This is a genomic window from Streptomyces griseomycini, assembly GCF_014203535.1.
Lineage (GTDB): Bacteria > Actinomycetota > Actinomycetes > Streptomycetales > Streptomycetaceae > Streptomyces > Streptomyces griseomycini.
This window is the reverse complement of the sequence record NZ_JACHJI010000004.1, coordinates 287,115-310,278: the sequence shown is the minus strand read 5'-3', so window position 1 is coordinate 310,278 and position 23,164 is coordinate 287,115. Positions and strand designations below refer to the sequence as shown.

Annotated in this window: 16 protein-coding genes and 3 pseudogenes; 13 read left to right on the top strand and 6 right to left on the bottom strand. The window is 73.4% G+C overall.

The annotated features are described in order from the left end of the window. Positions 1-20: 20 nt before the first annotated feature. Positions 21-220, bottom strand: a pseudogene (locus tag FHS37_RS13210) (DUF397 domain-containing protein). Between the two features lie 80 nt (positions 221-300). Between FHS37_RS13210 and FHS37_RS39295 the strand changes: the two are divergent. After that, positions 301-504, top strand: a pseudogene (locus tag FHS37_RS39295) (hypothetical protein); the annotation flags it as partial. Positions 505-637: 133 nt separating this feature from the next. Here the strand turns inward: FHS37_RS39295 and FHS37_RS13205 are convergent. The 4 genes from FHS37_RS13205 to FHS37_RS13190 form a co-directional block, all read right to left on the bottom strand. Continuing rightward, positions 638-1,579: a sigma-70 family RNA polymerase sigma factor gene (locus FHS37_RS13205; RefSeq protein ID WP_184820544.1), complete on the bottom strand. Its 942-nt coding sequence runs from the start codon at positions 1,577-1,579 to the stop codon at positions 638-640. A 10-nt stretch (positions 1,580-1,589) separates the two neighbouring features. After that, on the bottom strand, positions 1,590-2,798 hold the full coding sequence (locus FHS37_RS13200) for an NAD(P)/FAD-dependent oxidoreductase (RefSeq protein ID WP_184820543.1): 1,209 nt from the start codon (positions 2,796-2,798) through the stop codon (positions 1,590-1,592). A gap of 487 nt (positions 2,799-3,285) precedes the next feature. Beyond that, positions 3,286-3,489, bottom strand: a complete 204-nt coding sequence (locus FHS37_RS13195) for a hypothetical protein (RefSeq protein WP_373304234.1) — start codon at positions 3,487-3,489, stop codon at positions 3,286-3,288. A 150-nt stretch (positions 3,490-3,639) separates the two neighbouring features. Next, positions 3,640-4,611 (bottom strand): alpha/beta hydrolase, encoded by a 972-nt coding sequence (locus FHS37_RS13190; RefSeq protein WP_184820541.1) that lies wholly within the window; start codon positions 4,609-4,611, stop codon positions 3,640-3,642. A gap of 354 nt (positions 4,612-4,965) precedes the next feature. On the opposite strand from FHS37_RS13190, the gene FHS37_RS13185 reads away from it, so the two are divergent. Next, positions 4,966-5,619: a substrate-binding domain-containing protein gene (locus tag FHS37_RS13185; RefSeq protein WP_184821127.1), complete on the top strand. Its 654-nt coding sequence runs from the start codon at positions 4,966-4,968 to the stop codon at positions 5,617-5,619. Between the two features lie 154 nt (positions 5,620-5,773). Here the strand turns inward: FHS37_RS13185 and FHS37_RS13180 are convergent, their stop codons facing one another. Further along, positions 5,774-8,542 (bottom strand): glycosyl hydrolase, encoded by a 2,769-nt coding sequence (locus tag FHS37_RS13180; RefSeq protein ID WP_184820539.1) that lies wholly within the window; start codon positions 8,540-8,542, stop codon positions 5,774-5,776. 344 nt (positions 8,543-8,886) lie between these two features. Between FHS37_RS13180 and FHS37_RS13175 the strand changes: the two genes are divergently transcribed. From FHS37_RS13175 to FHS37_RS13125, 11 genes and pseudogenes are all read left to right on the top strand, one after another. Beyond that, positions 8,887-10,185, top strand: a complete 1,299-nt coding sequence (locus FHS37_RS13175) for an ABC transporter substrate-binding protein (RefSeq protein WP_184820537.1) — start codon at positions 8,887-8,889, stop codon at positions 10,183-10,185. A gap of 97 nt (positions 10,186-10,282) precedes the next feature. Then, complete coding sequence (locus tag FHS37_RS13170; RefSeq protein ID WP_184820535.1) at positions 10,283-11,245, top strand: carbohydrate ABC transporter permease; 963 nt, start codon at positions 10,283-10,285, stop codon at positions 11,243-11,245. Continuing rightward, positions 11,242-12,156, top strand: a complete 915-nt coding sequence (locus tag FHS37_RS13165) for a carbohydrate ABC transporter permease (RefSeq protein WP_184820533.1) — start codon at positions 11,242-11,244, stop codon at positions 12,154-12,156. The genes FHS37_RS13170 and FHS37_RS13165 overlap by 4 nt, the downstream gene beginning before the upstream one ends. 89 nt (positions 12,157-12,245) lie before the next feature. Then, positions 12,246-13,649 carry a GH1 family beta-glucosidase gene (locus FHS37_RS13160; RefSeq protein WP_184820531.1) on the top strand — a complete coding sequence of 468 codons (1,404 nt, stop codon included), beginning with the start codon at positions 12,246-12,248 and terminating at the stop codon, positions 13,647-13,649. Positions 13,650-14,035: 386 nt separating this feature from the next. Further along, positions 14,036-14,374, top strand: a complete 339-nt coding sequence (locus tag FHS37_RS13155) for a hypothetical protein (RefSeq protein WP_184820529.1) — start codon at positions 14,036-14,038, stop codon at positions 14,372-14,374. Positions 14,375-14,445: 71 nt separating this feature from the next. Further along, positions 14,446-15,699, top strand: a pseudogene (locus tag FHS37_RS13150) (sodium:solute symporter family transporter); the annotation flags it as partial. A 316-nt stretch (positions 15,700-16,015) separates the two neighbouring features. Then, complete coding sequence (locus FHS37_RS13145) at positions 16,016-16,624, top strand: dihydrofolate reductase family protein (RefSeq protein WP_184820527.1); 609 nt, start codon at positions 16,016-16,018, stop codon at positions 16,622-16,624. An 831-nt stretch (positions 16,625-17,455) separates the two neighbouring features. Beyond that, positions 17,456-18,919 (top strand): xanthine dehydrogenase small subunit, encoded by a 1,464-nt coding sequence (locus tag FHS37_RS13140; protein ID WP_184820525.1) that lies wholly within the window; start codon positions 17,456-17,458, stop codon positions 18,917-18,919. Then, positions 18,916-21,333, top strand: a complete 2,418-nt coding sequence (gene xdhB / locus FHS37_RS13135) for a xanthine dehydrogenase molybdopterin binding subunit (RefSeq protein WP_184820523.1) — start codon at positions 18,916-18,918, stop codon at positions 21,331-21,333. The genes FHS37_RS13140 and xdhB overlap by 4 nt, the downstream gene beginning before the upstream one ends. 1 nt (position 21,334) lies before the next feature. Further along, positions 21,335-22,144, top strand: coding sequence for a xanthine dehydrogenase accessory protein XdhC (gene xdhC / locus FHS37_RS13130; protein ID WP_184820521.1), 810 nt, complete (start codon positions 21,335-21,337; stop codon positions 22,142-22,144). A gap of 425 nt (positions 22,145-22,569) precedes the next feature. Continuing rightward, positions 22,570-23,073, top strand: a complete 504-nt coding sequence (locus FHS37_RS13125) for a nucleoside deaminase (RefSeq protein WP_229889850.1) — start codon at positions 22,570-22,572, stop codon at positions 23,071-23,073. The last annotated feature ends 91 nt before the right edge of the window (positions 23,074-23,164 follow it).

Genomic DNA, 23,164 nt, shown 5'->3' with positions numbered 1-23,164 from the left:
CTCCGGCGGACGGCGCACCCTCAGGTCGCTCGGCGCTCCGACGCGAACCGCACGAACCGCCCCCGGCCCTCACGGCCGACGGCGAAGGACGGGCGGGCCACATCCCTGGAGTCCCGCACGTGGACGGCCTGTTCGGTGATCGCGGCCTCCACGCGCTGTCGCCCTGGGGGCCGCTGTGGCTGGACTCGAACCAGGCGGGTTCCGACGTACCGCTCCTCATGGCTCTCCTCGCGGTCGCTCCGGCAGGTCCCGGATTCCTCGGGAACCCAACGTCAACGGCACCGCTGGAAGCGTCACGTCGCGCGGCGCGGTGAACGGCCGGCCGAGTACGCGCCCCGGTTCGCGGCGGAGGGCGACCGGGACACCGCGTGTCCGGCCCGGTTGGTGGGCGCCGCCGCCGAACGCCCGCGCCCGGGCGCCGACGTGTCGTACGGCTGCCGCCTCGAACGCCCCTCGTACCTCTCCCCGGCCGTGGTGACGCGCTCCCCGAACCGCGCGGTCCCCCCGAACGGTCCGCCCGGTCGCGTAGCCGGCGGGACGGGTGCGCTGTCCGGCCTCGTCCGCCGCGGGCCCGGTCGCGGCCCCGCGGCCGGGCCCGCGGCGGTCCGGACGCGTCACCGGATCCCGTCGGCTCCGGTCACCATGCGGCGACGACCGGTGCGTCGCTTCCGTGCTGCCGCCAGGCCTCGTTGAGGCGCGCGAGCCGGTCCGCGGCGGCAATACCGCACAGGGACGCGACCCTGCCGTCACCGACTTCGAACGCCACGGCGCCCACGACCCGGTCGCCGACCACGGCGAGGACCGCCGGGGAGCCGTTGACCAGCGCGACGTGGAACGTGGGCGAGCCGCCGGCCAGCCGCCGCTTCGCCGGCGTGGGCCTGAACCCCGCCCGCACGTAGGAGGCGACGCGCTCGCGCGTCGTGAACCGCAGCAGCCGCCTGGCCCGTCCGGCGCCGTCCGAGACCGCCGTCACGTCGTCGGTGAGCAGCGTGACCAGCCGTTCGGTGCGTCCCGACGCGGCGGCGGCGAGGAACTCCTCGACGACCCGGCGCGCGGACGCGGGGTCCACCTCCTCGCTGCCGCGGCGGCGCTCGGCGGCGATCCGCGTCCGGGCCCGGTGGACGTGCTGCTGGCTCGCGGACTCGGTGATGTCGAGGATCCGGGCGATCTCGGCATGGCCGTACGAGAAGGCCTCCCGCAGGACGTAGACGGCCCGTTCGACCGGTGAGAGGCGCTCCATGAGGGTCAGTACGGCCAGGGACACCGACTCGCGCTGCTCGAAGGTGTCGGCGGGGCCGAGCATCGGGTCACCCTCGAGGAGCGGCTCGGGCAGCCAGGCGCCGGCCGCCCGCTCGTGGCGCGCCTGCGCCGAGCGGAGCCGGTCGAGGCAGAGGTGGGTGACCACCTTGGTCAGCCACGCCTCCGGCACCTCGATCCGCTCGCGGTCCGCGGCCTGCCAGCGCAGGAACGCGTCCTGCACGGCGTCCTCGGCGTCGGCGGCCGAGCCGAGCAGGCGGTACGCGAGCGAGGCCAGCCGACCCCGGCCGGCCTCGAACCGTTCGACGGCTGCGCTGTCCATGTGCAGCAGCCTAGGCGGCGGCCCTCGCGCCGGCCCGGTCGGGCGCACCGGCCGGGCCGGGCGCGGTGGCCAGGCGGCGCCTGCGCTTCGGCATGCCGAAGGTCGGGTGGGCGACGCCCCACCCGGCCCCCTTGAGCACGCCCGACTTGAACCGTGCGGCGGTCCGGCCGCCCAGGTACCAGGACTTCGGCCGGACGTCGCCGTCCACCATCTGGATGATCGCGTCCCGCCGTCCGAGGCTGATGTGGTTGCCGTGGTACTTCAGGCCGGTGACCGGGACCTCGTCCCCCGTCAGGCGCGCGATGATCGCGGCGGTCGCCTGCATGTTGGTGACGCCGGCCGAGGCGCAGGACATCGGCAGTGGCCGGCCGTTCTCGCCGATCGCGTAGGCGCAGTCGCCGGCGGCGTAGACGTCCGGGTGCGAGACCGAGCGCATGGTGCGGTCGACGACGATCTGGCCGGTTCCGGCGACCTCCAGGCCGCTTGCGGCGGCGAGGGGGTGCACGGCGAACCCGGCCGACCACACGGTCACGTCGGCCGGGACGGAAGTGCCGTCGGCGGCGATCGCGCGCGTCGGCTCGACGGCTTCGACGGCGGTGTGCTCGTGGACGGTGATGCCGAGCCGGTCGAAGGCCCGGCGCAGGTGGCGGCGGGCCCCCGGGGAGAGCCAGGCGCCCGGCTCGCCGCGGGCGGCGAGCGCGACCGAGAGGTCGGGCCGGGACTCGGCGATCTCGGTGGCGGTCTCGATGCCGGTCAGTCCCTCGCCGACGACCAGCACGGTGCCGCCCTCGCCCAGGCCGGCCAGGCGCTCGCGCAGCCGCAGCGCCGAGGACACGCCGGTCACGTCGTAGGCGTGCTCGGCCGCACCGGGGACGCCGTGGTGGGCGACGGAGCTGCCGAGCGTGTAGAGGAGGGTGTCGTAGGCGAGTTCGCCGTCACCGTCCTCGCCGGTCACGGCGACGGTCCCGCGGTCGGGGGCGACGCCGGTGACGCGCGCCACGCGCAGCCGCACCCCGGTGCCCGCGAACACGTCGGCGAGCCTGCGGGAGGCGATGTCCTGGCCGCTCGCGAGCTGGTGGAGCCTCATCCGCTCGACGAAGTCGGGCACGGCGTTGACGACGGTGATCTCGGTGTCCGCGGGAGAGAGCCGGCGGGCCAGGTTCCCGGCGGCGAAGGCCCCGGCGTATCCGGCGCCGAGGACGACGATGCGGTGCTTCATGATGACGCTCCTGTCTCGTTCGCGTGCCCCTTGAACGGGACGGCTCCCCGATTGCTGACAGCAGCCGGGTGTGACGTGCGTCACCGAATCGGGACGGGTGGCCGGGGCTCCGGCGGACGCCCGCGCCCGTCCCGGGCGGTCACGACGGGGCGACGGCCGGCCGCGGACCGCGAGGGCCGGCCCTCGGTCGACGCCGCACCCGTGCTCCCCGCCCGACGGACACCGCACCCGACCCCCTCCCCACCGGCGGACGCGGCCCGACCCTCGTCACCGCCCTCGCCGACCACGGGGACTGCGTCCCCTGCCCGCCCAGCGGCAGGACCGTCCGGGCGGTGCCGACGGCACCGGTCGACGGGTGACGGCGTCGGCGTTCGCGCTCACCCCGACCGCCACGGCCGCCTGCGCACGCCCGCGCCGAGGAGGGAAGGCATGATCCGTCCGCCCTCCCGGGCCGGGGAGGCGGACGGGCGGAGGCGCGGCACGTCGTTCAGGAGCGGACGGGGGGCGTGTCGACCAGGTGCTCGGCCAGGGACCAGGACTGGAGTTCACCCGTCCTGACCACCTGTGAGACGGGCAGGTCGTCGGTGCCGTCGTCACCCGACCCGGCGGTGCGCGCCGCGGCGTCGTGGGCGTGCTCCTGAGCGGTCTGGTCGCCGGGGTCACCGTGCGACGGCGGATGTGAGGAGAGCACGTGCGAAGGCCGCGCGGACCTCCCTCTCGGGACGGGCCGCGCGGCCTTCGCGTCGGCTGCCGGCGTCCGTGAGGGCGCCGTGGACGGGCGGGGCGGTCGGGGTGGCGACCCCGGCCTGCCCTTCCCGGAAGGGCCGGCCGGGGTGCCGCGTCAGCGGGTGTGCAGCGCGGCGCGGAGGACGGTGACGGCCTGGCCGATGGCCGCGTCGGCGGCGCGGGTCCCGCGCAGGGCGTTGAGCATCACGAAGTCGTGGATGACGCCCTGGTAGCGGACGGCGGTGACGGGCACGCCCGCCTCGCGGAGCTTGTTCGCGTAGGCCTCGCCCTCGTCGCGCAGGACGTCGGCCTCGGCGGTGACGACCAGGGCCGGGGGCAGGCCGGTGAGCTGCTCGGTGGTGGCGCGCAGGGGCGAGGCGGTGATCTGCGCCCGCTCCGCCTCGTCGGTCGTGTACTGGTCCCAGAACCACTGCATGCCGTCGCGGCGCAGGAAGTAGCCGGTCGCGAACTGGTGGTAGGAACCGGTGTCGAAGCTCGCGTCGGTCACCGGGTAGAACAGCACCTGCTGGACCGGGGCCACGTCGCCGCGCTCCTTGGCCATCAGGGTCAGGGCCGCGGTCATGTTGCCGCCGACGGAGTCACCGGCCACGGCCAGCCGGGCGCCGTCCAGGCCCTTGGACGCGCCCTGGGTCACGACCCACCGGGCCACCGCGTAGTTCTGTTCGATCGCCACCGGGTAACGGGCCTCGGGGGAGAGGTCGTACTCGGGGAAGACCACCGCCGCGTCCGCGCCGACGGCCAGTTCGCGCACCAGCCGGTCGTGGGTGTGGGCGTTGCCGAAGACCCAGCCGGCGCCGTGGATGTAGAGGATCACGGGCAGGGTGCCCTCGGCCCCGGCGGGCCTGACGACGCGGGCGCGCACGCTGCCCGTGGGACCGCCGGAGACGGTGATCCACTCCTCGTCGACGTCCGGCTTGGCGATGTCGCCGGACTGCACCTCGTCCACGGCCTTGCGGCCCTCGGCCGGCGGCAGGTCGAACAGGTAGGGCGGATCGGCGGTCGCCTCGGCGAACGCGGCCGCGGCCGGCTCCAGGACCGGCTGGACCGGCTCGAAGGTGGGGGACATACGACCTCCTGAGACTCATGTGCGTGCCGGTGTTCCCGGCGGAGCGGCCCTCACCGGATCCGGGGATCCGCCGGCCTGTCCACGGCCACGCCAGAACCGCGGGGACGGCGGCCGTCACACACCTGCGCACCGACTCCGACCCCACCCGGCACGGGAGGGGAGGGCAGTGCGCTGCCGGGCAAGCTTCAGTGCACCGACCAGAAACCGAGCCGGTCCTGTCCGGCCCGGCGTTACCGGCGAAGCAGCCGCAGCACCGTCCTGGTGCACCTCGCCGACCTCTCGTCCGGCCTCGGACGCGGCCCTCGGAAATCCCAAGCTATACGCCCCGCAGGAGGTTGTCGAAAGGTGTCCACCATGCCGGTCGGCGGGCTGACTCCCCGCGCCACCGACGACGCGGCGGACCTCGTCGTCCGCAACGCCGGGATCCACACCGGCGGTCCCCGTCTCCCGCGGGCCGAGGCGATCGCCGTCCGCGACGGCGTCATCACCGCCGTCGGCGGCGACGAGGACGTGGCCGGCCAGGTCGGTCCCGCCACCCGGGTGGTCGACGCCCTCGGCCGCAGGCGCATCGCGCACATCACGGGCCCGCGCGACCGGACCTCGGCGACGGACCGGCTCCACGGTTACCGCGACGTCCTGGCCGACGCCGATCCGCTGCTGCCGTGCGAGGGTGACGTCGCCGAGGAGGGCGGAGCCCGCGCGATGGGCGCACTGCTGGACCGGCACCCCGGGACCGGCGCGGTCTTCGCCTCCAACGACACGGTGGCCCTGCGCACGCTGCGCGAGCGCGGGGTGCGGGTACCGCAGGACGTCGCGGTGGTCGGCCTCGACGACACGGCCTCCGTGGTCCGGGCCGCGGAGCCGCCGCTCACCACGGTCCGCCAGGACATCGAGGGCACGGGCCGGATCGCGGTCAAGCTGCTGATGCGTCTGCCCGACGCGCCCGGCGAGGAGGTGCCCGCTCCCGTGATCACCCGGACGACGCCGGTCCGCCGGGCCGCGGCCTGACCGGCGCTCGGCGCCGGCCGGCCCGGGACGTGCGGGCGGCCGGGACGTGCGCGTCCCCGCGCCCCCGGCGCACGGAGGGCGGGCCGGCGGACGGCGGGCGCGGGGCCCGGGCCCCGCGCCCGCCGCCGTCACCCGCCGGAGGCCGCCGCGTGCGTCACTCGTAGGGAATGACCACCACGGACGTGTCGCCGCCGGTGCGCAGCAGCGCGTCCGCGTTGCCGATCGCGCTCCAGACCTCCAGGCGCACCGTCCCCCCGTTCAGGTTCCCGAGGGTGCCGGTCGCCGCTTTCAGGCCGCGGGTCTGGTTGTACTCCTCCCAGCCCGTGACCGGGTCGGTGGCGAAGTAGTGGTACGTCTCGGTCCGGTCGAAGGTGCCGTCGCCGGTGAGGTCGTAGCTGATGCGGGCCTGCTGGCCGAGACCGACCGCGGTGCCGGCGTCCACCAGGAGGCGGAACGTGGTGGACGCGCCCGTCCTGAGGGTGGCGTCGACGCCCTTGACCTCGTAGACGAGCGGCTTGTTCGGGGTGCCGTCGTGGTTGCGGCCCCCGGCCGACGGGACGGTGTCGCTGACGGCCGCGGTGCCGGTGTCCGTGGTGAGGGCGCCGCCGGAGCGGAGCCGGAAGGTGTTGCCGGTGGACGGCCCGGGGTCCTGGCCGCCGGTGCCGGTCCCGGTCGCGGTGGAACGCGCGGGCACGGTGAGCTTCTTGCCGTCGGAGAAGGTGACCGTGCGGGCCGTGGAGCCGTGGTTGTGGGCGGCGTAGGTGCGGGTGCCGTCCTTGGTGAACACCGCGGACGTGGGCAGGTCGCCGGTCACCGAGGGGTCGGGGGCGCCGAGCGCGTCCAGGGTGGTGATCCAGTGGTACGTGTGCGCCTTGGACTCGCCCTGTTCCGGGGTGTATCCGGCGTGGCCGGCGTCCCACTTCGCCTTCGCGCCGGCCGGGTCGGCCAGCGACTGGAACTCCCAGAGGATGTCGCGCCATTCGACGGCGGGCCCGCCGTTCTCGCGCTCCATCTCCGCGATGTTGCGCCGGATCGCGTCCTTGTCCCCGGCCAGGTGCAGGGAGCCGCCCGCGGTCACGGGCAGGACGTTGATGCCGTGGATCTCCTCCGGGTTGGCGGTCCACCAGGTGGAGTACGCCCCGCCGCTGCCCCACACCATGCCGACCGTGTCGTGGGTGAAGGAGCCGGGGAAGACCTGCTGGTCGGCGTCGAACCAGTACTGGGCGATCGCCTCGCCCTCGGTGGCGAGCAGGTAGCTGCCGAGGTCGCGCAGGGCGGTGTCGCCGGTGGCCGAGCCCCAGAGCACCAGCGCCGCGCTGAGGTTGGTGGACTCCGAGGAGGACTCCTGGTTGTTGCCGGCGGCGAAGCCCTGGTGGCCGGAGGCCCAGCTGTGCCCGGCGTAGACGTCGAAGCCGCGCAGGAACGGGAAGGCGCCGTCGGTGCGGCTCGGGTTGGCGGTGTCGCGGATCAGGGTCCTGACCATGCCGCCCCAGGCGGAGTCCGCGGCCCAGGAGGCGTCGTACTGGGCGACGATCGCCGCCGCGTAGACGTAGTAGCCGTAGTGGAAGTGGTGGTCGTTGAGCTCGGTGTCGCTGCCGTAGGAGGCGGGGTAGCCGATGAGGGTCTTCCAGTCCTTGTCGTACGAGAACTCGCTCGCCCCGCCCGCGGTGAACCACTCCTGCAGGCGGCCCTTGAGCAGGCCGACGAGCTTGTCGCGGACCGCGGTCTCACCGATCTGGTCGGCGAGCGGCACCAGTTGGGCGAGCCTGCCCAGCGCCTTGCCGGTCCAGTAGGTGTCCGTCGCCCCGGAGAAGGGGTCGGAGGAGTTCGCGACCTCGGACAGGTGGGCGCGCAGCCGGGCGGTGTCGACCGCGCTGGTCCTCGGCAGTCCGGGCAGGACCGGGGCGGCCTTCTGGCGGGTGGTGAAGGAGGCGCCCTCCCGGACCTTCATGGTGCCGCGGGGGGACACGTACGTGTACGGCGTGAGGGTGTCGGTGGTGTGGAGCCACTGGTGCCGGTAGAGGGCCTGGAGGGTGCCGCGTTCGGTGCCCTCCTTGGCCACGGTGGTGAGCCTGTACGTGGCGCCGACCGTGCCGCCGGACGTGCTCCAGTCGACCTGCGAGCCGGTGACGAAGCTGAACGCGTACTTGCGGAAGGTCGCGAGCGCGTCGGTGGAGGGCAGCACGGCGAGGGAGAAGTAGTCCTTGCCGCCGAGTCCGGCGGTGATCGTGGTGCCGGAGACGTTCCAGTCGCTGCCGGTCGGCGCGAAGAGGGCGTAGTGGTGCCCGCCGACCGTGATGCCGACGACGTTGCCCTGGTCGGAGAAGACGGTCGGGGTGGCCGCGGTGGTGATCTGGGCGTTGCCGCCGGTGCCCTGGGCGTAGACGAAGGGCATGCCGTGGCCGATGGTGGTCCGCAGGGTGCGGGTGCCGTCGGACCAGTACGGGGTGACCGTCCAGTCGGACCAGGCGTCGGCCTTGGTGTCGGGCGAGTTGAGCCCGCTCAGGCCGAGGGTGAGGTCGCGCTTGTGCGCGTACTCGTACTGGCGGCCCTCGCCCACGACGGCGGGGCTGGTCGGGTAGCCGACCTCCAGTCCGCCGGAGACGGCCTGGTACGTGAGCGGGTGGCCGTACATGGGCGTGGAGTACGGGTTGTCGCCGTAGCGCCGGAAGGCGAGGGAGGACCACCAGTCGTTGGTGGGCACGGGCTTGTCCTTGGCGGCCTGCGTGACCTTCGGGGTGACCGGCGCGCCGGTGTTGTTCGTGGGGCCGGTCGTGCCGGGTGGCCGGGTGTCGGAGTAACTCCCGGCTCCTACAGGGACGGTGGCGGCCGCCGCCGGAGTCGCGGCCGGGCCGAGGCCCACGGCCGCCAGTGCGGCGGCCAGGACCACTGCGGCAGCCGGCCGTGGTCGGGGAGTTGGCATGGGGTACACCTCGTGTCATCCAGAGGGGCGGGCTCGTCAGCGGCGGCGGCAGTGGCCCGGGAGCGGAGTGCCCTGAGCCGCGGCGGAACCGTTGGGGAGAGTTGAGGAGCCCGGCCTGAGAGCGCTCTCAGGTGGCCGAAAAGTAAGACTCCTGAAATCACTTGTCAATACATCGCGCAGGACGAGGCGTCTATAGGTGCAAACCGGAGATTTCGCCATTCTCCGCTTCGTTATCTCTTCAAGTCTTGACGGGACGAATGCGGTGCGGGCACGCTCCCCCCACGTTTTGAGAGCGCTCTCAAAATCTCGGCGCTCGTTCCACCCAGAAGCCAAGGAGGCTTCCCATGCCCATTGCCCGAGCCGCCAAGAGGGCCACCGTCCGCCTGGGGGCGGTCGCACTCGCCGGGGCGCTCCTGGCCGCCTGCGGAGGTTCGTCGGACGGCGCCTCCGGCGCCGACGGGAAGGTCACCCTCACCGTCGACCTCTTCGGCTCCTTCGGCTACAAGGAAGCCGGGCTCTACGCCGAGTACGAGAAGCTCAACCCCGGCGTCACCATCAAGCAGACCGACACCGAGGACGAGGCCGACTACTGGAAGTCCCTCCAGACCCGCCTCGCCGGCGGCGGCGGCCTCGCGGACGTCCAGGGCGTCGAGGTGGGCCGGATCGCCTCCGTCGTCCAGCAGCAGGCCGACAAGTTCGAGGACCTGCGCAAGTACGGCGCGGACAAGCTCGAGGGGGAGTTCGCCGAGGCCAAGTGGGCGGCCGCCACCGGGGCGAACGGCGAGGTCCTCGGTCTCGGCACCGACGTCGGCCCCGAGGCCATGTGCTACCGCACCGACCTCTTCGCCGAGGCCGGTCTGCCCACCGACCGGGCGGAGCTGGCCGAGAAGTGGTCCACGTGGGAGGGCTACCTCCAGCTCGGCAAGCAGTACAAGAAGAAGGCCCCCGGCAAGAGCGCCTGGCTGGACAGCGTCGGCAGCCTCTACTCCGTCATGATCGGCCAGGAGAAGGAGCGCTACTACGACACCTCGGGCAAGCTGATCTGGGAGACCAACCCGGCCCTGAAGGAGGCCTGGAACACGTCGGTGGAGGCCGCGCGGAGCGGGCTGAGCGCCGAGCTCGACCAGTGGTCGCCGCAGTGGAACCAGGCCTTCGCCGCCGGGTCGTTCGCGACCCTGCCCTGCCCGGCCTGGATGCTCGGCTACATCAAGGGCCAGGCGGGCGAGGCCGGCAAGGGCAAGTGGGACGTCGCCGCGCTGCCCGGTGGCGCGGGCAACTGGGGCGGCTCCTACCTCGCCGTGCCCAGGGCGGCCGAGAACAAGGAAGAGGCCTACAAGCTGATCGCCTGGCTGACCGCGCCCGAGCAGCAGGCCAAGCTCTTCCAGAAGCACGGCAGCTTCCCGTCCGCCACGGGCGCCATCGAGAAGATCGCCGACGCGAAGGACCCGTACTTCTCGAACGCACCGATCGGCCAGATCTTCGGTGACGCCGCCAAGGCCGCGCCCGTCCAGGTCCTCGGCGTCCACGACCAGAACGTGAGCCAGCAGATCACCAACGCCCTGAGCGAGGTCGAGCGCAAGGGCCTGGCCCCGGACAAGGCGTGGAGGAACGCCAAGAAGGGCGTCGCGAACATCACCGGCTGACCGGGGACCGCCACCGGGCCGGCGCCGTCCGGCCCGGTGGCGGCGCCCGCCCGGCACACGCCCCGCACCCGCTCACGACCATCCGAAGGGCCGCACCGTGACCCTCACCGCCTCCGCCCCGCCGGCGTCGCCGAAGCAGGCGGCGCCGCCCCGGCCCGGCGCCGTCCGGCGAGCCTGGCAGAAGTTCTCGCCGTACGCCTACATCGCCCCGTTCTTCACCCTGTTCGCCGCCTTCGGACTCTTCCCGCTGATCTACACGGCCTTCGTGTCGCTCTACCGCGTGGAGCTGCAGACGCCCGGCGACATGCAGTGGCGCGGCCTCGACAACTACACCGCGCTGCTGTCGGACGACTACTTCTGGCTCTCGCTGCGCAACACGTTCACCATCGGGGTGCTCTCCACGGTGCCCCAGCTGGTGATGGCGCTCGGCCTCGCGCACCTGCTCAACTACAAGCTGCGCGGCCGGACCTTCCTGCGCACGGCGATGCTGCTGCCGTACGCGACGTCCGTCGCCGCGGCCACGCTGGTCTTCGCCCAGCTGTTCGGCCACGACTTCGGCCTGGTCAACTACGTGCTCGGACTCGTCGGCATCGGCCCGGTCGACTGGCAGACCGGCACCGTGGCCTCCCAGGTCGCCGTCTCCACGATCGTCATCTGGCGCTGGACCGGCTACAACGCGCTGATCTACCTGGCCGGCATGCAGTCCATCCCCAGCGAGCTCTACGAGGCCGCCGAGGTGGACGGGGCCTCACGGTGGCGGCAGTTCTTCCACGTCACCCTGCCCGGACTGCGCCCCACCATCGTCTTCACGGTCGTCGTCTCCACCATCGGCGCCACCCAGCTGTTCGGCGAGCCCCTGCTGTTCGAGGGCTCGATCTCGGGCGGCATCTCGCACCAGTACCAGACGCTCGGCCTCTACATGTACGAGCAGGGCTGGGGCTTCTTCCACCTCGGCCGCGCCGCCGCCGTGGCGTGGGTGATGTTCCTGCTCATCGTGGTGCTCGTCGGGCTCAACGCCCTCATCGCGCGCCGCCGCTCCCGCAAGGAGGCCGTCCGATGACCGCACTCGCCGGCCCGCCGACCGCACCCCCCGAGCCCGGGACCCGGCCGGAGCTCCCGCGCCGCTCCCGCGCGCGCCGCTCCCGCGCGGGCCGCACCATGCAGGGCGGAAAGCTCGCCTACGCCATCCTGATCGTCGCCGTGCTGGTCTCCGCGTTCCCGTTCTACTGGACGATCGTGGCCGCCAGCCGCTCCAACGCCGACATGGCGCGGGTGCCGCCCTCGTTGCTGCCGGGCCCGAACCTGATGCGCAACTTCGAAGCGGTGCTGGAAGAGGCCGACATCGGCAAGGCCCTGCTCAACTCCCTGATCGTGTCGGGCTCGATCACCCTGGGCACCGTGCTGTGCTGCACCCTCGCCGGGTTCGCCTTCGCCAAACTCCGCTTCCGGGGACGGGGCGCCCTGCTCGCGGTCACCGTGGGCACCATGATGATCCCGCCGCAACTGGGCGTGATCCCGCTGTTCATGCTGATCGCCGAGCTGCAGTGGGTCAACCAGCTCCAGGCGGTGATCCTGCCCGGTCTGGTCTCGGCCTTCGGCGTCTTCTTCATGCGCCAGTACCTGGTGCAGTCGCTCCCGGACGAGCTGATCGAGGCGGCACGCGTCGACGGCGCGTCCACCGCCCGGATCTTCTGGTCGATCGTCGTCCCCGTCGCCCGGCCCGGGATGGCCGTCCTCGGCCTGCTCACCTTCATGGCCGCCTGGAACGACTTCTTCTGGCCCATCGTCGCCCTCTCCTCCTCCGAGCCGACCGTCCAGGTCGCACTGCGCCAGCTCGGCGGCGGCTACGTCCACGACCAGTCCGTGATCATGGCGGGCACCCTGCTCGGCACGCTGCCGGTGCTCCTGGTCTTCGGCCTGCTGGGCCGGCAGATCGTCGGCGGCATCATGCAGGGCGCCGTCAAGGGCTGACCCGCCGGGCGGCGGCCCGCCCGGCATCCGGGCGGGCCCGGCCGCGCCCCCCTCACCACAGACCTCACACCTTCTGGAGTCACCTCCTCATGACCGCGCTCGACGCACGCCCCGACACCACCGCGATGCTCCGCTTCCCCGGCGACTTCCGCTGGGGCACCGCCACCGCGGCCTACCAGATCGAGGGCGCCGCCGCCGAGGACGGCCGCACCCCGTCGATCTGGGACACCTTCAGCCGGACGCCCGGCAAGGTGCGCAACGGCGACACCGGCGACATCGCCGCCGACCACTACCACCGCCTCGGCGAGGACGTCGCGCTCCTGCGCCGCCTCGGCGTCACCGACTACCGCTTCTCCATCGCCTGGCCCCGTGTGCAGCCCACCGGCCGCGGCCCCGCCGTCCAGAAGGGCCTGGACTTCTACCGGCGGCTCACCGACGAACTGCGCGAGGCCGGCATCCGGCCGGTGGCCACGCTCTACCACTGGGACCTGCCGCAGGAGCTGGAGGACGCGGGCGGCTGGCCGCACCGGGAGACGGCGTACCGCTTCGCCGACTACGCCGGCCTCATGGCCGAGGCGCTGGGTGACCGGGTGGCGACCTGGACCACCCTCAACGAGCCCTGGTGCGCGGCCTTCCTCGGCTACGGCAACGGCGTCCACGCCCCCGGCCGCACCAGCGCCCTCGCCTCGCTGCGCGCCGCCCACCACTTCAACCTGGCCCACGGACTCGCCACCCGCGCCCTGCGGGCTGCCCTCCCCGCTCCCGTGGAGGTGTCCCTGACGCTCAACCTCCACGCGCTGCGCCCCCACACCGACGCGCCCGAGGACGTGGACGCCGCACGCAGGATCGACGCGGTCGGCAACCGGATCTTCCTCGACCCGGTCTTCCACGGGAGGCTCCCCGAGGACCTGGTGCGCGACACCGCCGCGGTCACCGACTGGTCCTTCGTGGCCGACGGCGACCTGGAGACGGCCTCCGCCCCCATCGACTCGCTGGGCATCAACTACTACTCGCCCACCGTGGTCGCCGCCGGCACGTCCGAGTCGCCCTCCCCGTGGGCGGGCGCGGAGCAGCACGTGCGCTTCGTGCCCGTCCCCGGTCCGCGCACGGCGATGGACTGGCCGGTGGACGCGGACGGCCTGCACGAGCTGCTGCTGCGGCTCCGGGACGACCTGCCGGGCACGCCGCTGCTCGTCACGGAGAACGGCGCGGCCTACGACGACTACGCCGACCCCTCCGGCGAGATCAAGGACCCCGAGCGGGTGGAGTACCTGCACTCCCACCTGGCGGCCGTGCACCGGGCCATCCAGGACGGCGCCGACGTACGGGGCTACTTCCTGTGGTCGCTGCTGGACAACTTCGAATGGGCCTACGGCTACAGCAAGCGGTTCGGCATCGTCCACGTCGACTTCGCCTCCCAGCGGCGCACCCCGAAGTCCAGCGCCCGCTGGTACGCGGACGCCATCGCGCACAACGCCGTCCCCGCCCGGTAGACCCCGCCCGTCGCGCGCTCGGCGTGCGCCGGAGCACGCACCGCGTGCCGCACGGCGCCGGACCGCCTCCGCGGCCGGCGCCCGGAGGGTCGGCGACGACCGGCGGCGGGGCACGAGCGGCATCACCGACCGCTCCTCGTCGTACCCGGGCACGGCCACCGCCGGACGGAGGCTCCCCATCATCGCGCGGCCGGGCGCCCCGCCGCCACGCCTCCCGGGCACACGGTGACCGTTCACCGTCCGCACGACTCCCGATTGGGCGGGCGAACAGCTCTGCGCCCGGGGCGTACGGGTCCGCGCGTGCGTCTGGTTGACTCCGCGCCCACCCCCACACCCGTACGCGCACCCCTTCCGGGGTGCCGGAGCAACGTGAGCGGAGCCGCCCCATGTCCTTCGGACCACAGCCCTGGCACGGGCCGCCGCACCGTGCCGAGCCCGCAGCCGGCGCGCGCCCTCCGGCGGAGCACGAGCGACGCGACACCGAGGAGGCGGCGCGCCTGGCCGTCGGGCTGCGGCTCGGCGTCCGGATCGCCGTCACCTGGCTGCTCTACGTGCTGCCCGCCGCCCTCGCACCGGCCGCGTACGGCACGCGGATCGCCGGGCCGGTGAGCCTCGGCGTGGTCCTGGCCGTGGTGCCCCTCGCCGTCGGCGTGCACGCGCTGGTGGCGCACGCGCGACGGGTCGACCGGATCGAGCCCCGGCCGGACGCCCGGAGGTGGTCGTGACCGCGCTGCTCGATCCCGCGTCCCGGTCCCTCGTCTTCGCCGTGTTCTCGGTGTTCGTCGTGATCTGCCTGATGCTGTGCATCGTCACCGGCGCCGACGAGGACGACCGGGCTCTCGTACGGTCCGACAGCCGCCGGCTGCGCTCCTGGCAGCAGGGCATCGCGATGGGCGGCGACACCACCACGGTCGCGACGGTCACCGTACTGGTGGGCATGGTCGCCACGTCCGGCTTCGACGGCCTCGGCGTCATGCTGGGCAGCCTGATCGGGGTCATGCTCTTCCTCGTGCTGATCGTCGAGCCGCTGCGCGGGCACGCCTCGCTGACGGCCGCGGACATGCTGGACGCGCGCGGCAGCGGCGGGCCCGCCGTGCGCGTCTCGTGGGGCGCGGTGACCCTGCTCGTCTGCTTCCCGCTGCTGGTCGTGCAGTTGGTGGTGGTCGGCAACGTCGCCGCGGCGCTGATCGGGCAGCCCGGTGTGCGGGCCGGCTGCATCGTGGTGATCGGCTGCGTGATGACGGCGCTGGCCGTCAGCGGCGGGATCCGGGGCACGGGCGTGGTGATGATCGCGAAGTCGGCGATCGCCCTGCCCGTGCTGGTGGTCGCCGCCGTGCTCGTGCTCCACCGCTTCGGCTGGGACCCCGGGCGGCTGCTCGACGCCGCCGCGCACGGCTCGCGGACGGGCGAGGCGTACCTGCGTCCGGGCGGCTACACCGGTGAGGGGTGGGTGGGGGCCGTGAACCGGATCGGGCAGACCTTCGGCATGACGATGGCCACGCTGGCGATGCCCGCCGTGCTGATGCGGGCGATCTCGACGAAGAGCCCGCGCGGCGCCCGGACCGTCGGCCGCTGGATGCTCGGCGAACTCACCCTGCTGTACGGGGCGCTCGCCGTCGTCGGCGTCGGCGCGGCGGCCCTCGTCGGCGAGGCGCTGCGCGGGGCCGGTCCGGCGGCGCAGGTGTTCACGCCGCTGGTGCTCGGGCGGGCGCTCGACAGCGGCGGCGTCCTGGTCGCGGCCCTGGCCTGTGTCCTCTTCCTCACCGCGCTCGCGGCCGTGGTGGACGTGACCCTCGCCGCCGGCATCGCCCTGGGACGGGACGTGCTGGGCGCGCCCGCCGGTGGGCGCCCGGCGGGCGCGGCGGACGGTGCCGCGTCGCGGTGGTCGGCGGCGCTGACGGGGGCGGCCGCCTCGGTCGTGGCGGTCGTCGTCGCCGACTGGAACCTGGTGGTCGTCTCGACGCTCTGGCTCGCCGTCTGCGGCGCCGCCCTCGCGCCCGTCCTGCTGTACGCCCTGTACTGGCCCGGCTTCACCGCCCGCGGTGCGCTGTGGTGCCTGTGGGGGGCCACGGTGCTGAGCGTCGCGGCGCTCGCGCTGTCGCCGTACGCGTCCGGCACACCCGGGTCGATCTTCCCGGGGCACGACTTCAGGCTCTGGGACGTGACGATCCCGGGCCTGGTGACGGTGCCGGCCGGGTTCCTGCTGGGCTGGCTGGGCAGCGTCACGGACCCGCGCCGGGCGGCGGGCGGCGTACCGGGTTCGGAGCGCCGCGGGGAACCGGACACCGTCCGCGTGCCGCCCACCGATGACTTCCGGTGGGCGGCACGGTCGTACCCGGTACACGCACCCGGATCCGGAGGACACCATGCCGCGGAAGATCACCGCCAGCCTGTTCATCTCCCTCGACGGCGTCGTCGAGGCGCCCGACCAGTGGCACTTCCCCTACTTCGACGACGCGATGGGAGCCGCCGTCGGCGCGAGCCTGAACACCACGGACGTCCTGCTCCTCGGCCGCAGGACGTACGACGGCTTCGCCGGCGCCTGGCCCGAGCGGGAGGCGGCGGGCGGCGAGGACGCGGGCTTCGCCAAGCAGCTCGGCGACATGCGGAAGATCGTGTTCTCACGCCGGCGGCTCGACCTGCGGTGGCGGAACTCCGAGCAGGCGCAGGGTGACGTCGCCGAGGTCGCCGCCGCGCTGAAGGGCGAGCCGGGCGGTGACGTCTCGCTGAGCGGCTCGGTCTCCGTCGTCCGGCAGCTGCTGGCCGCGGGGCTCCTCGACGAGCTGCGCCTCCTCGTTCACCCGATCGCCGTGCGCAAGGGCATGCGCCTGTTCGACGAGGGCGAGCCGTCGATCCCGCTGAAGCTGCTGAGGTCGGAGACGTTCACGACGGGCGTGCTGAACCTCGTGTACGGGCCCGACACCGCGCCGCCGACGGGCGGTTACGAGGAGGCCGTCGCCACGCTCGGGGAGTGAGGGTGCCGTGATGATGTCACCGGCTCCCGTACCGGACGCCGCCGAGGCCGCAGCAGGCGCAGCCGGGGCCGTTCCCGCCGGGCGAGCCGCCGGCCGCGTGGACGGTGGTTCCCGGCCGGCGCGGTGACCGGGCCCGCCGGCCGCGCCCGGCTGTGCGGCGCGGCTCGGGGAGCGGTGGCGTCACGAGCCGACCGGTTCTCGTAGGAGTCCACGAAGATCCGGTACCGGCCCGCGGGTGTCTTCGTGCCTTCCACCCCTGGCCGGTTCCGTCCGGTTGGCTGTGTACTCCTCGACAGGTCGTGCAGGCGGGGATCGCGCCCGCCGTGTCCGCACCGCCACCGCGTTCGGGGGGGCGTTCACGCCGTTCCTGATTTCCGTCCGGGGTCCTCGATGTCCCCGGCGTCCCGCCGAGCGAAGTGGATCGTCACGGGGAGGGGAATGCGTCGGTGCGCTTGATCCGAACTGCCACCTGATCTCCGTGCACACGCTTGACCGACGGGTCCGCGCACCGTACTTTCGAGCCCACCGGCTCGCGAACCGCTGGAAAGGAGGCGAAGTCGGATGTTCACCTTCTCCGACCTGCATCGCCTCGCCCAGCGGACCGTCTGGATCCCGGGCCGTGTAGCGCACGGCTGCTGAGCAGCCCTTCTCCGCCGGCGTGCCCGATCGCGGCCCCGGTTCCCCCTGATCTCCTCACCCGTCTGCGGCACGTCGTCGCGTGCCGATTTCCGCTCCGGGTTCTCACACTTCAGCTTCGCCACCGAAAGAGAAAGCCCCTGAAATGGCGACTAGGAAAATCTGTACGGCCGCGCTCCGGAATGAGGATCTGCCATGGTAGCGGCACGGATCAAGGTCAACGGGAAGACCACACCGATTTCCCCGGCGGCACCCCACACGACGGTTCTGGATTTCCTGCGTGAACGTGGCCTCACCGGGACCAAGGAGGGCTGCGCCGAGGGCGAGTGCGGCGCGTGTTCGGTCCTGGTGGCCCGTCCCGGGGTGGACAAGCCCACCGACTGGGTGGCGGTCAACGCCTGCCTGGTTCCGGTCGCGGCCCTCGACGGTCAGGAGGTCGTCACCTCCGAAGGCCTCGCCACCGCCGGCGAGCCCGGCGGGCCGCCCGCGCTGCACCCGGTGCAGGAGGAGATGGCGGTCCGCGGCGGCTCGCAGTGCGGTTACTGCACACCGGGGTTCGTCTGCAGCATGGCCGCCGAGTACTACCGGCCCGACCGCTGCGCGCACGCGGACCCGGCCGGCGGCACGGACGCGGAGCACGGTCCGAACGGTTTCGACCTGCACGCGCTGAGCGGGAACCTGTGCCGCTGCACCGGTTACCGCCCGATCCGCGACGCCGCGTTCGCCGTCGGGGAACCCACCGACGAGGACCCCCTGGCGCGGCGGCGCGAGGAGCCCGCCCCCGAACCGGTCGCCACCGACTACACCCGGGACGGCAGCTCGTTCGTGCGGCCGGGCACCCTGGCCGAGACGCTGCGGCTGCTGGGCGAGCGGCCCGACGCCGTGGTGGTCGCCGGAAGCACCGACTGGGGCGTGGAGGTGAACATCCGCTCCCGGCGGGCCGGTTGCGTGGTCGCGGTCGACCGGCTGCCCGAACTGCGCGAGCTGCGCGTCGGGGCCGACCACATCGAGATCGGTGCGGCCGTGACGCTCACCGAGATCGAGCGCCGCCTCGACGGCACGGTGCCGCTGCTGGCCGAGCTGTTCCCGCAGTTCGCGTCCCGGCTCATCCGCAACAGCGCGACCCTCGGCGGCAACCTGGGCACCGGCTCCCCCATCGGTGACAGCCCGCCGGTGCTGCTCGCGCTGGAGGCGTCGGTGGTGCTCGCCGGCGCCGACGGTGAGCGTGTGGTCCCGCTGGCCGACTACTTCACCGGCTACCGGCGGAGCGTGCGCCGTCCCGGCGAGCTGATCCGCGCGGTGCGCGTCCCGCTGCCGCTGTCCCCCGTCGCGGCCTTCCACAAGATCGCCAAGCGGCGTTTCGACGACATCTCCAGCGTGGCGGTCGCGTTCGCGCTCGACATCGAGGACGGGACCGTCCGCAAGGCGCGCATCGGCCTGGGCGGCGTGGCCGCCACCCCGATCCGCGCGCTCGCCACGGAGGCGGCCCTGGAGGGCAGGCCGTGGGCGGCGGAGACCGTCGAGGCCGCGGCGCGGGTGCTGCGGGGTGAGGGCACGCCGATGGACGACCACCGCGCCAGCTCCCTCTACCGTTCCGCGATGCTCGGCCAGAGCCTGCTGAAGCTGTACGCACAGACCACCGAGGCGGTGTCGCCATGAGCCATCTGTCCGAGCGTCCCGAGAAGCCCGTCGTCGGTGTCCCGATGCCGCACGAGAGCGCCGTCCAGCACGTGACCGGTGCCGCCCTCTACACCGACGACCTGGTGCACCGCACCAAGGACGTGCTGCACGCCTACCCCGTCCAGGTCATGAAGGCCCACGGCAGGATCACCGCGCTGCGCACGGAGCCCGCCCTCGCCGTGCCCGGTGTGGTGCGCGTGCTGACCGGTGCCGACGTGCCCGGCGTCAACGACGCCGGCATGAAGCACGACGAACCGCTCTTCCCCGACGAGGTCATGTTCCACGGCCATGCGGTCGCCTGGGTGCTCGGCGAGACCCTGGAGGCGGCCCGGCTCGGTGCGGCGGCCGTCGAGGTGGAGATCGAGGAGCTGCCCTCCCTGATCACGCTGCAGGACGCGATGGCGGCGGACAGCTACCACGGCGCCCGGCCCGTGATGGAGACCGGCGACGTCGACGCCGGCTTCGCCGACTCCGCGCACGTGTTCACCGGCGAGTTCCAGTTCGCCGGCCAGGAGCACTTCTACCTCGAGACGCACGCGGCGCTGGCGCAGATCGACGAGAACGGGCAGGTGTTCGTCCAGAGCAGCACCCAGCACCCGTCGGAGACCCAGGAGATCGTCTCGCACGTGCTCGGGGTGCCCGCCCACGAGGTGACCGTGCAGTGCCTGCGGATGGGCGGCGGCTTCGGCGGCAAGGAGATGCAGCCGCACGGGTTCGCGGCCGTCGCCGCGCTCGGCGCCAAGCTCACCGGCCGGCCGGTCCGGTTCCGGCTCAACCGGACCCAGGACCTGACCATGTCCGGCAAGCGGCACGGGTTCCACGCCGCCTGGAGGATCGGCTTCGACGCGGACGGCCGCATCCAGGCCCTGGACGCCACCCTGGTCGCGGACGGCGGCTGGAGCCTGGACCTCTCCGAGCCGGTGCTCGCCCGGGCCCTGTGCCACATCGACAACACCTACTGGATCCCCAACGCGCGCGTCGCCGGCCGCGTCGCGAAGACCAACACGGTCTCCAACACCGCCTTCCGCGGTTTCGGCGGACCGCAGGGCATGCTGGTGATCGAGGACATCCTGGGCCGCTGCGCGCCCCGGCTGGGACTGGACCCCATGGAACTGCGGGAGCGCAACTTCTACCGGCCGGGCCAGGGCCAGACGACGCCGTACGGGCAGCCGGTCACCCAGCCCGAGCGGATCTCCACGGTCTGGCAGCAGGTCAAGGACGACGCCGGCATCGCCGACCGCAAGCGCGAGATCGCCGCGTTCAACGCCGCGCACCCGCACACCAAGCGGGCCCTCGCGCTCACCGGCATCAAGTTCGGCATCTCGTTCAACCTCACCGCCTTCAACCAGGGCGGCGCGCTGGTGCTGATCTACAAGGACGGCTCGGTCCTGATCAACCACGGCGGCACCGAGATGGGCCAGGGCCTGCACACCAAGATGATGCAGGTGGCCGCGACCACGCTGGGCATCCCGCTGCACAAGGTCCGCCTCGCCCCGACGCGCACCGACAAGGTGCCCAACACCTCCGCCACCGCCGCCAGTTCGGGGGCGGACCTCAACGGCGGGGCGGTCAAGAACGCCTGCGAGCAGCTGCGCGAGCGGCTGCTCCGGGTGGCCGCCGCGCAGCTCGGCGCGAACGCCTCGGACGTGCGCATCACCGAGGGCGTCGCGCGCGCCCTGGGCGGCGACGAGGAGCTGGCCTGGGACGACCTGGTGCGCACCGCGTACTTCCAGCGGGTCCAGCTGTCGGCGGCCGGCTACTACCGGACCGAGGGGCTGCACTGGGACGCGAAGTCCTTCCGCGGCTCGCCGTTCAAGTACTTCGCCTACGGTGCCGCCGCGACCGAGGTGGAGGTGGACGGCTTCACCGGCGCCTACCGCATCCGGCGGGTGGACATCGTGCACGACGTCGGCGACAGCCTGTCCCCGATGATCGACATCGGTCAGGTCGAGGGCGGCTTCGTGCAGGGCGCGGGCTGGCTGACCCTGGAGGACCTGCGCTGGGACGTCGGCGACGGGCCGAACCGCGGTCGGCTGCTGACGCAGGCCGCGAGCACCTACAAGCTGCCGAGCTTCTCGGAGATGCCCGAGGAGTTCAACGTCACGCTGCTGGAGAACGCCACCGAGGAGGGCGCGGTCTACGGGTCCAAGGCGGTGGGTGAACCCCCGCTGATGCTGGCCTTCTCGGTGCGCGAGGCGCTGCGGCAGGCCGCCGCCGCGTTCGGGCCGAGCGGGGTCGGCGTCGAGCTGGCCTCGCCCGCGACGCCGGAGGCGGTGTACTGGGCGATCCAGGCGGCTCGCCGGGGCGGCGCCCCGGGGGACGGGCACGCCGTCGGCGGGTCCGTCGCCGACGACCGGTTCCGGGCCGGCGCCGAAGCGCTGAGCGGTGCCTGACATGACGTGGGTCACCGCGGTCGCGCGGTTGCGGGCACGCCGGGAGCCCGGTGTGCTCGTGACCGTCGCGGCCGTGCGCGGCCACGCCCCGCGCGACGCCGGTGCGAAGCTCGTCGTGGGGCGGAGCGGGACGTGGGGTTCGATCGGCGGCGGCAACGTCGAGGCCGTCGCGATCGACCGGGCCCGGGAGATGATCGCCGCGGCCGAACGGAAGCCGGAGCTGATCGACTTCGCCCTGAACGACAAGGTGACCAACCGGCACGGCGTGCAGTGCTGCGGCGGCACCGTCGCGGTGCTGCTCGAACCGCTGCCGGTGGTCCGGGCCGTGGCGGTCTTCGGGGTCGGGCACGTCGGCCTGGAGCTGGCCCGCATCCTGGCGCGTCAGGACCTCGACCTGCACCTGATCGACTCCCGGGCCGACGTCATCGCCCCGGAACGGCTCGACGTGCTGGCCGACGCGGTGGCGCAGGTGCACGTCCACCACACGCCGCTGCTGCCGGAGGAGGTCCTGGAGGAGCTGCCGCACGGCACCCACGTGCTGATCATGACGCACGACCACGCCGAGGACGCCGCCCTGTGCGACGCCGCCCTGCGCACCACCCACCTCGGCTCCATCGGGCTGATCGGCTCGGCGGCGAAGTGGGCGCGGTTCCGCGAGCGCCTCGCCACCGAGGGCGGCCACGACGCCGCCGTCATCGACCGGATCAAGACCCCGATCGGGCTGCCCGGGATCACCGGCAAGGAACCCGCCACGATCGCGGTGAGCGTCGCGGCGGACCTGCTCCGGGCCTTCGAACAGGAGCGCCGCTGAGCGCCGTCGGACACACGACGCCGACCGCCGCCGGCCAGTCGGCCCAGTGGTCACCGACAGGGCCCGGCGGCCGAGGGGCGGCCCGAGAGGGCCTGGCGGCTGCTGCCGGCCGGACTCCCCCGTGCCGTTCCGCGCACGTGTGCCCGCGCCGCGTGCGGGCACATCGTACGAGCGCCACCGCGGGGCAGGCCTTGGAGGAATCCACGAAGAGACGGCCCCAACCTGCGGGGTTTTCAGGTCTTCCACCCCTAGCTGGCCCCACTCGGTCGGCTGTGTACTCCTCACACGAGGTGCCACGGGGCGAGCGACGAAGCAAGGGGCGAGTGCCGTGGACTCCCTCGGGCCCCGCTCGCCGCCCCGCGTGCGGTGTCCCGCACGGGCAGGGCATCCGGGGAAATCCCCACCGCATCCGAAAAGGAGTGACCGTGACCGCGCACACCCGGGAAACGAGCGTCCAGGAGCTCAAGCGCGCCTGGATGGAAGAGGCGATCAGGCTGGCCACCGACAGCGTGGCGAACGGCGGCGGTCCGTTCGGCGCACTGGTCGCCCAGGACGACGAGGTCGTCGCGTTCGGGAACAACCAGGTCACCGCGACCCTGGACCCGACGGCGCACGCCGAGGTGAGCGCGCTGCGCGCCGCCTGCAAGGAACTGGGCACCTTCTCGCTCGAGGGCTGCCTCCTGATCACCTCGTGCGAGCCGTGTCCGATGTGCCTCTCCTCCGCGCTGTGGTCGCGAGTCGACGGGATCGTCTACTGCGCCGATCGGCACGACGCCGCGGTGGCCGGCTTCGACGACCGCAAGTTCTACGACCTGTTCGACAAGAAGCCCCAGTCGATGTGGCCGACGCGGATCGAGCACCTGGACCTGCCGAACCGTACGGCGCCGTTCGACGCGTGGCTGGCCAAGTCCGACCGCGTCGACTACTGAACCCGGTCCACCGCGCACCGGCACCGCGACGGGAAGCGCGTCTCCACGGACACCGGCGAGCCGTCCGGTGGCCTGACCGGCACCCCGGTGC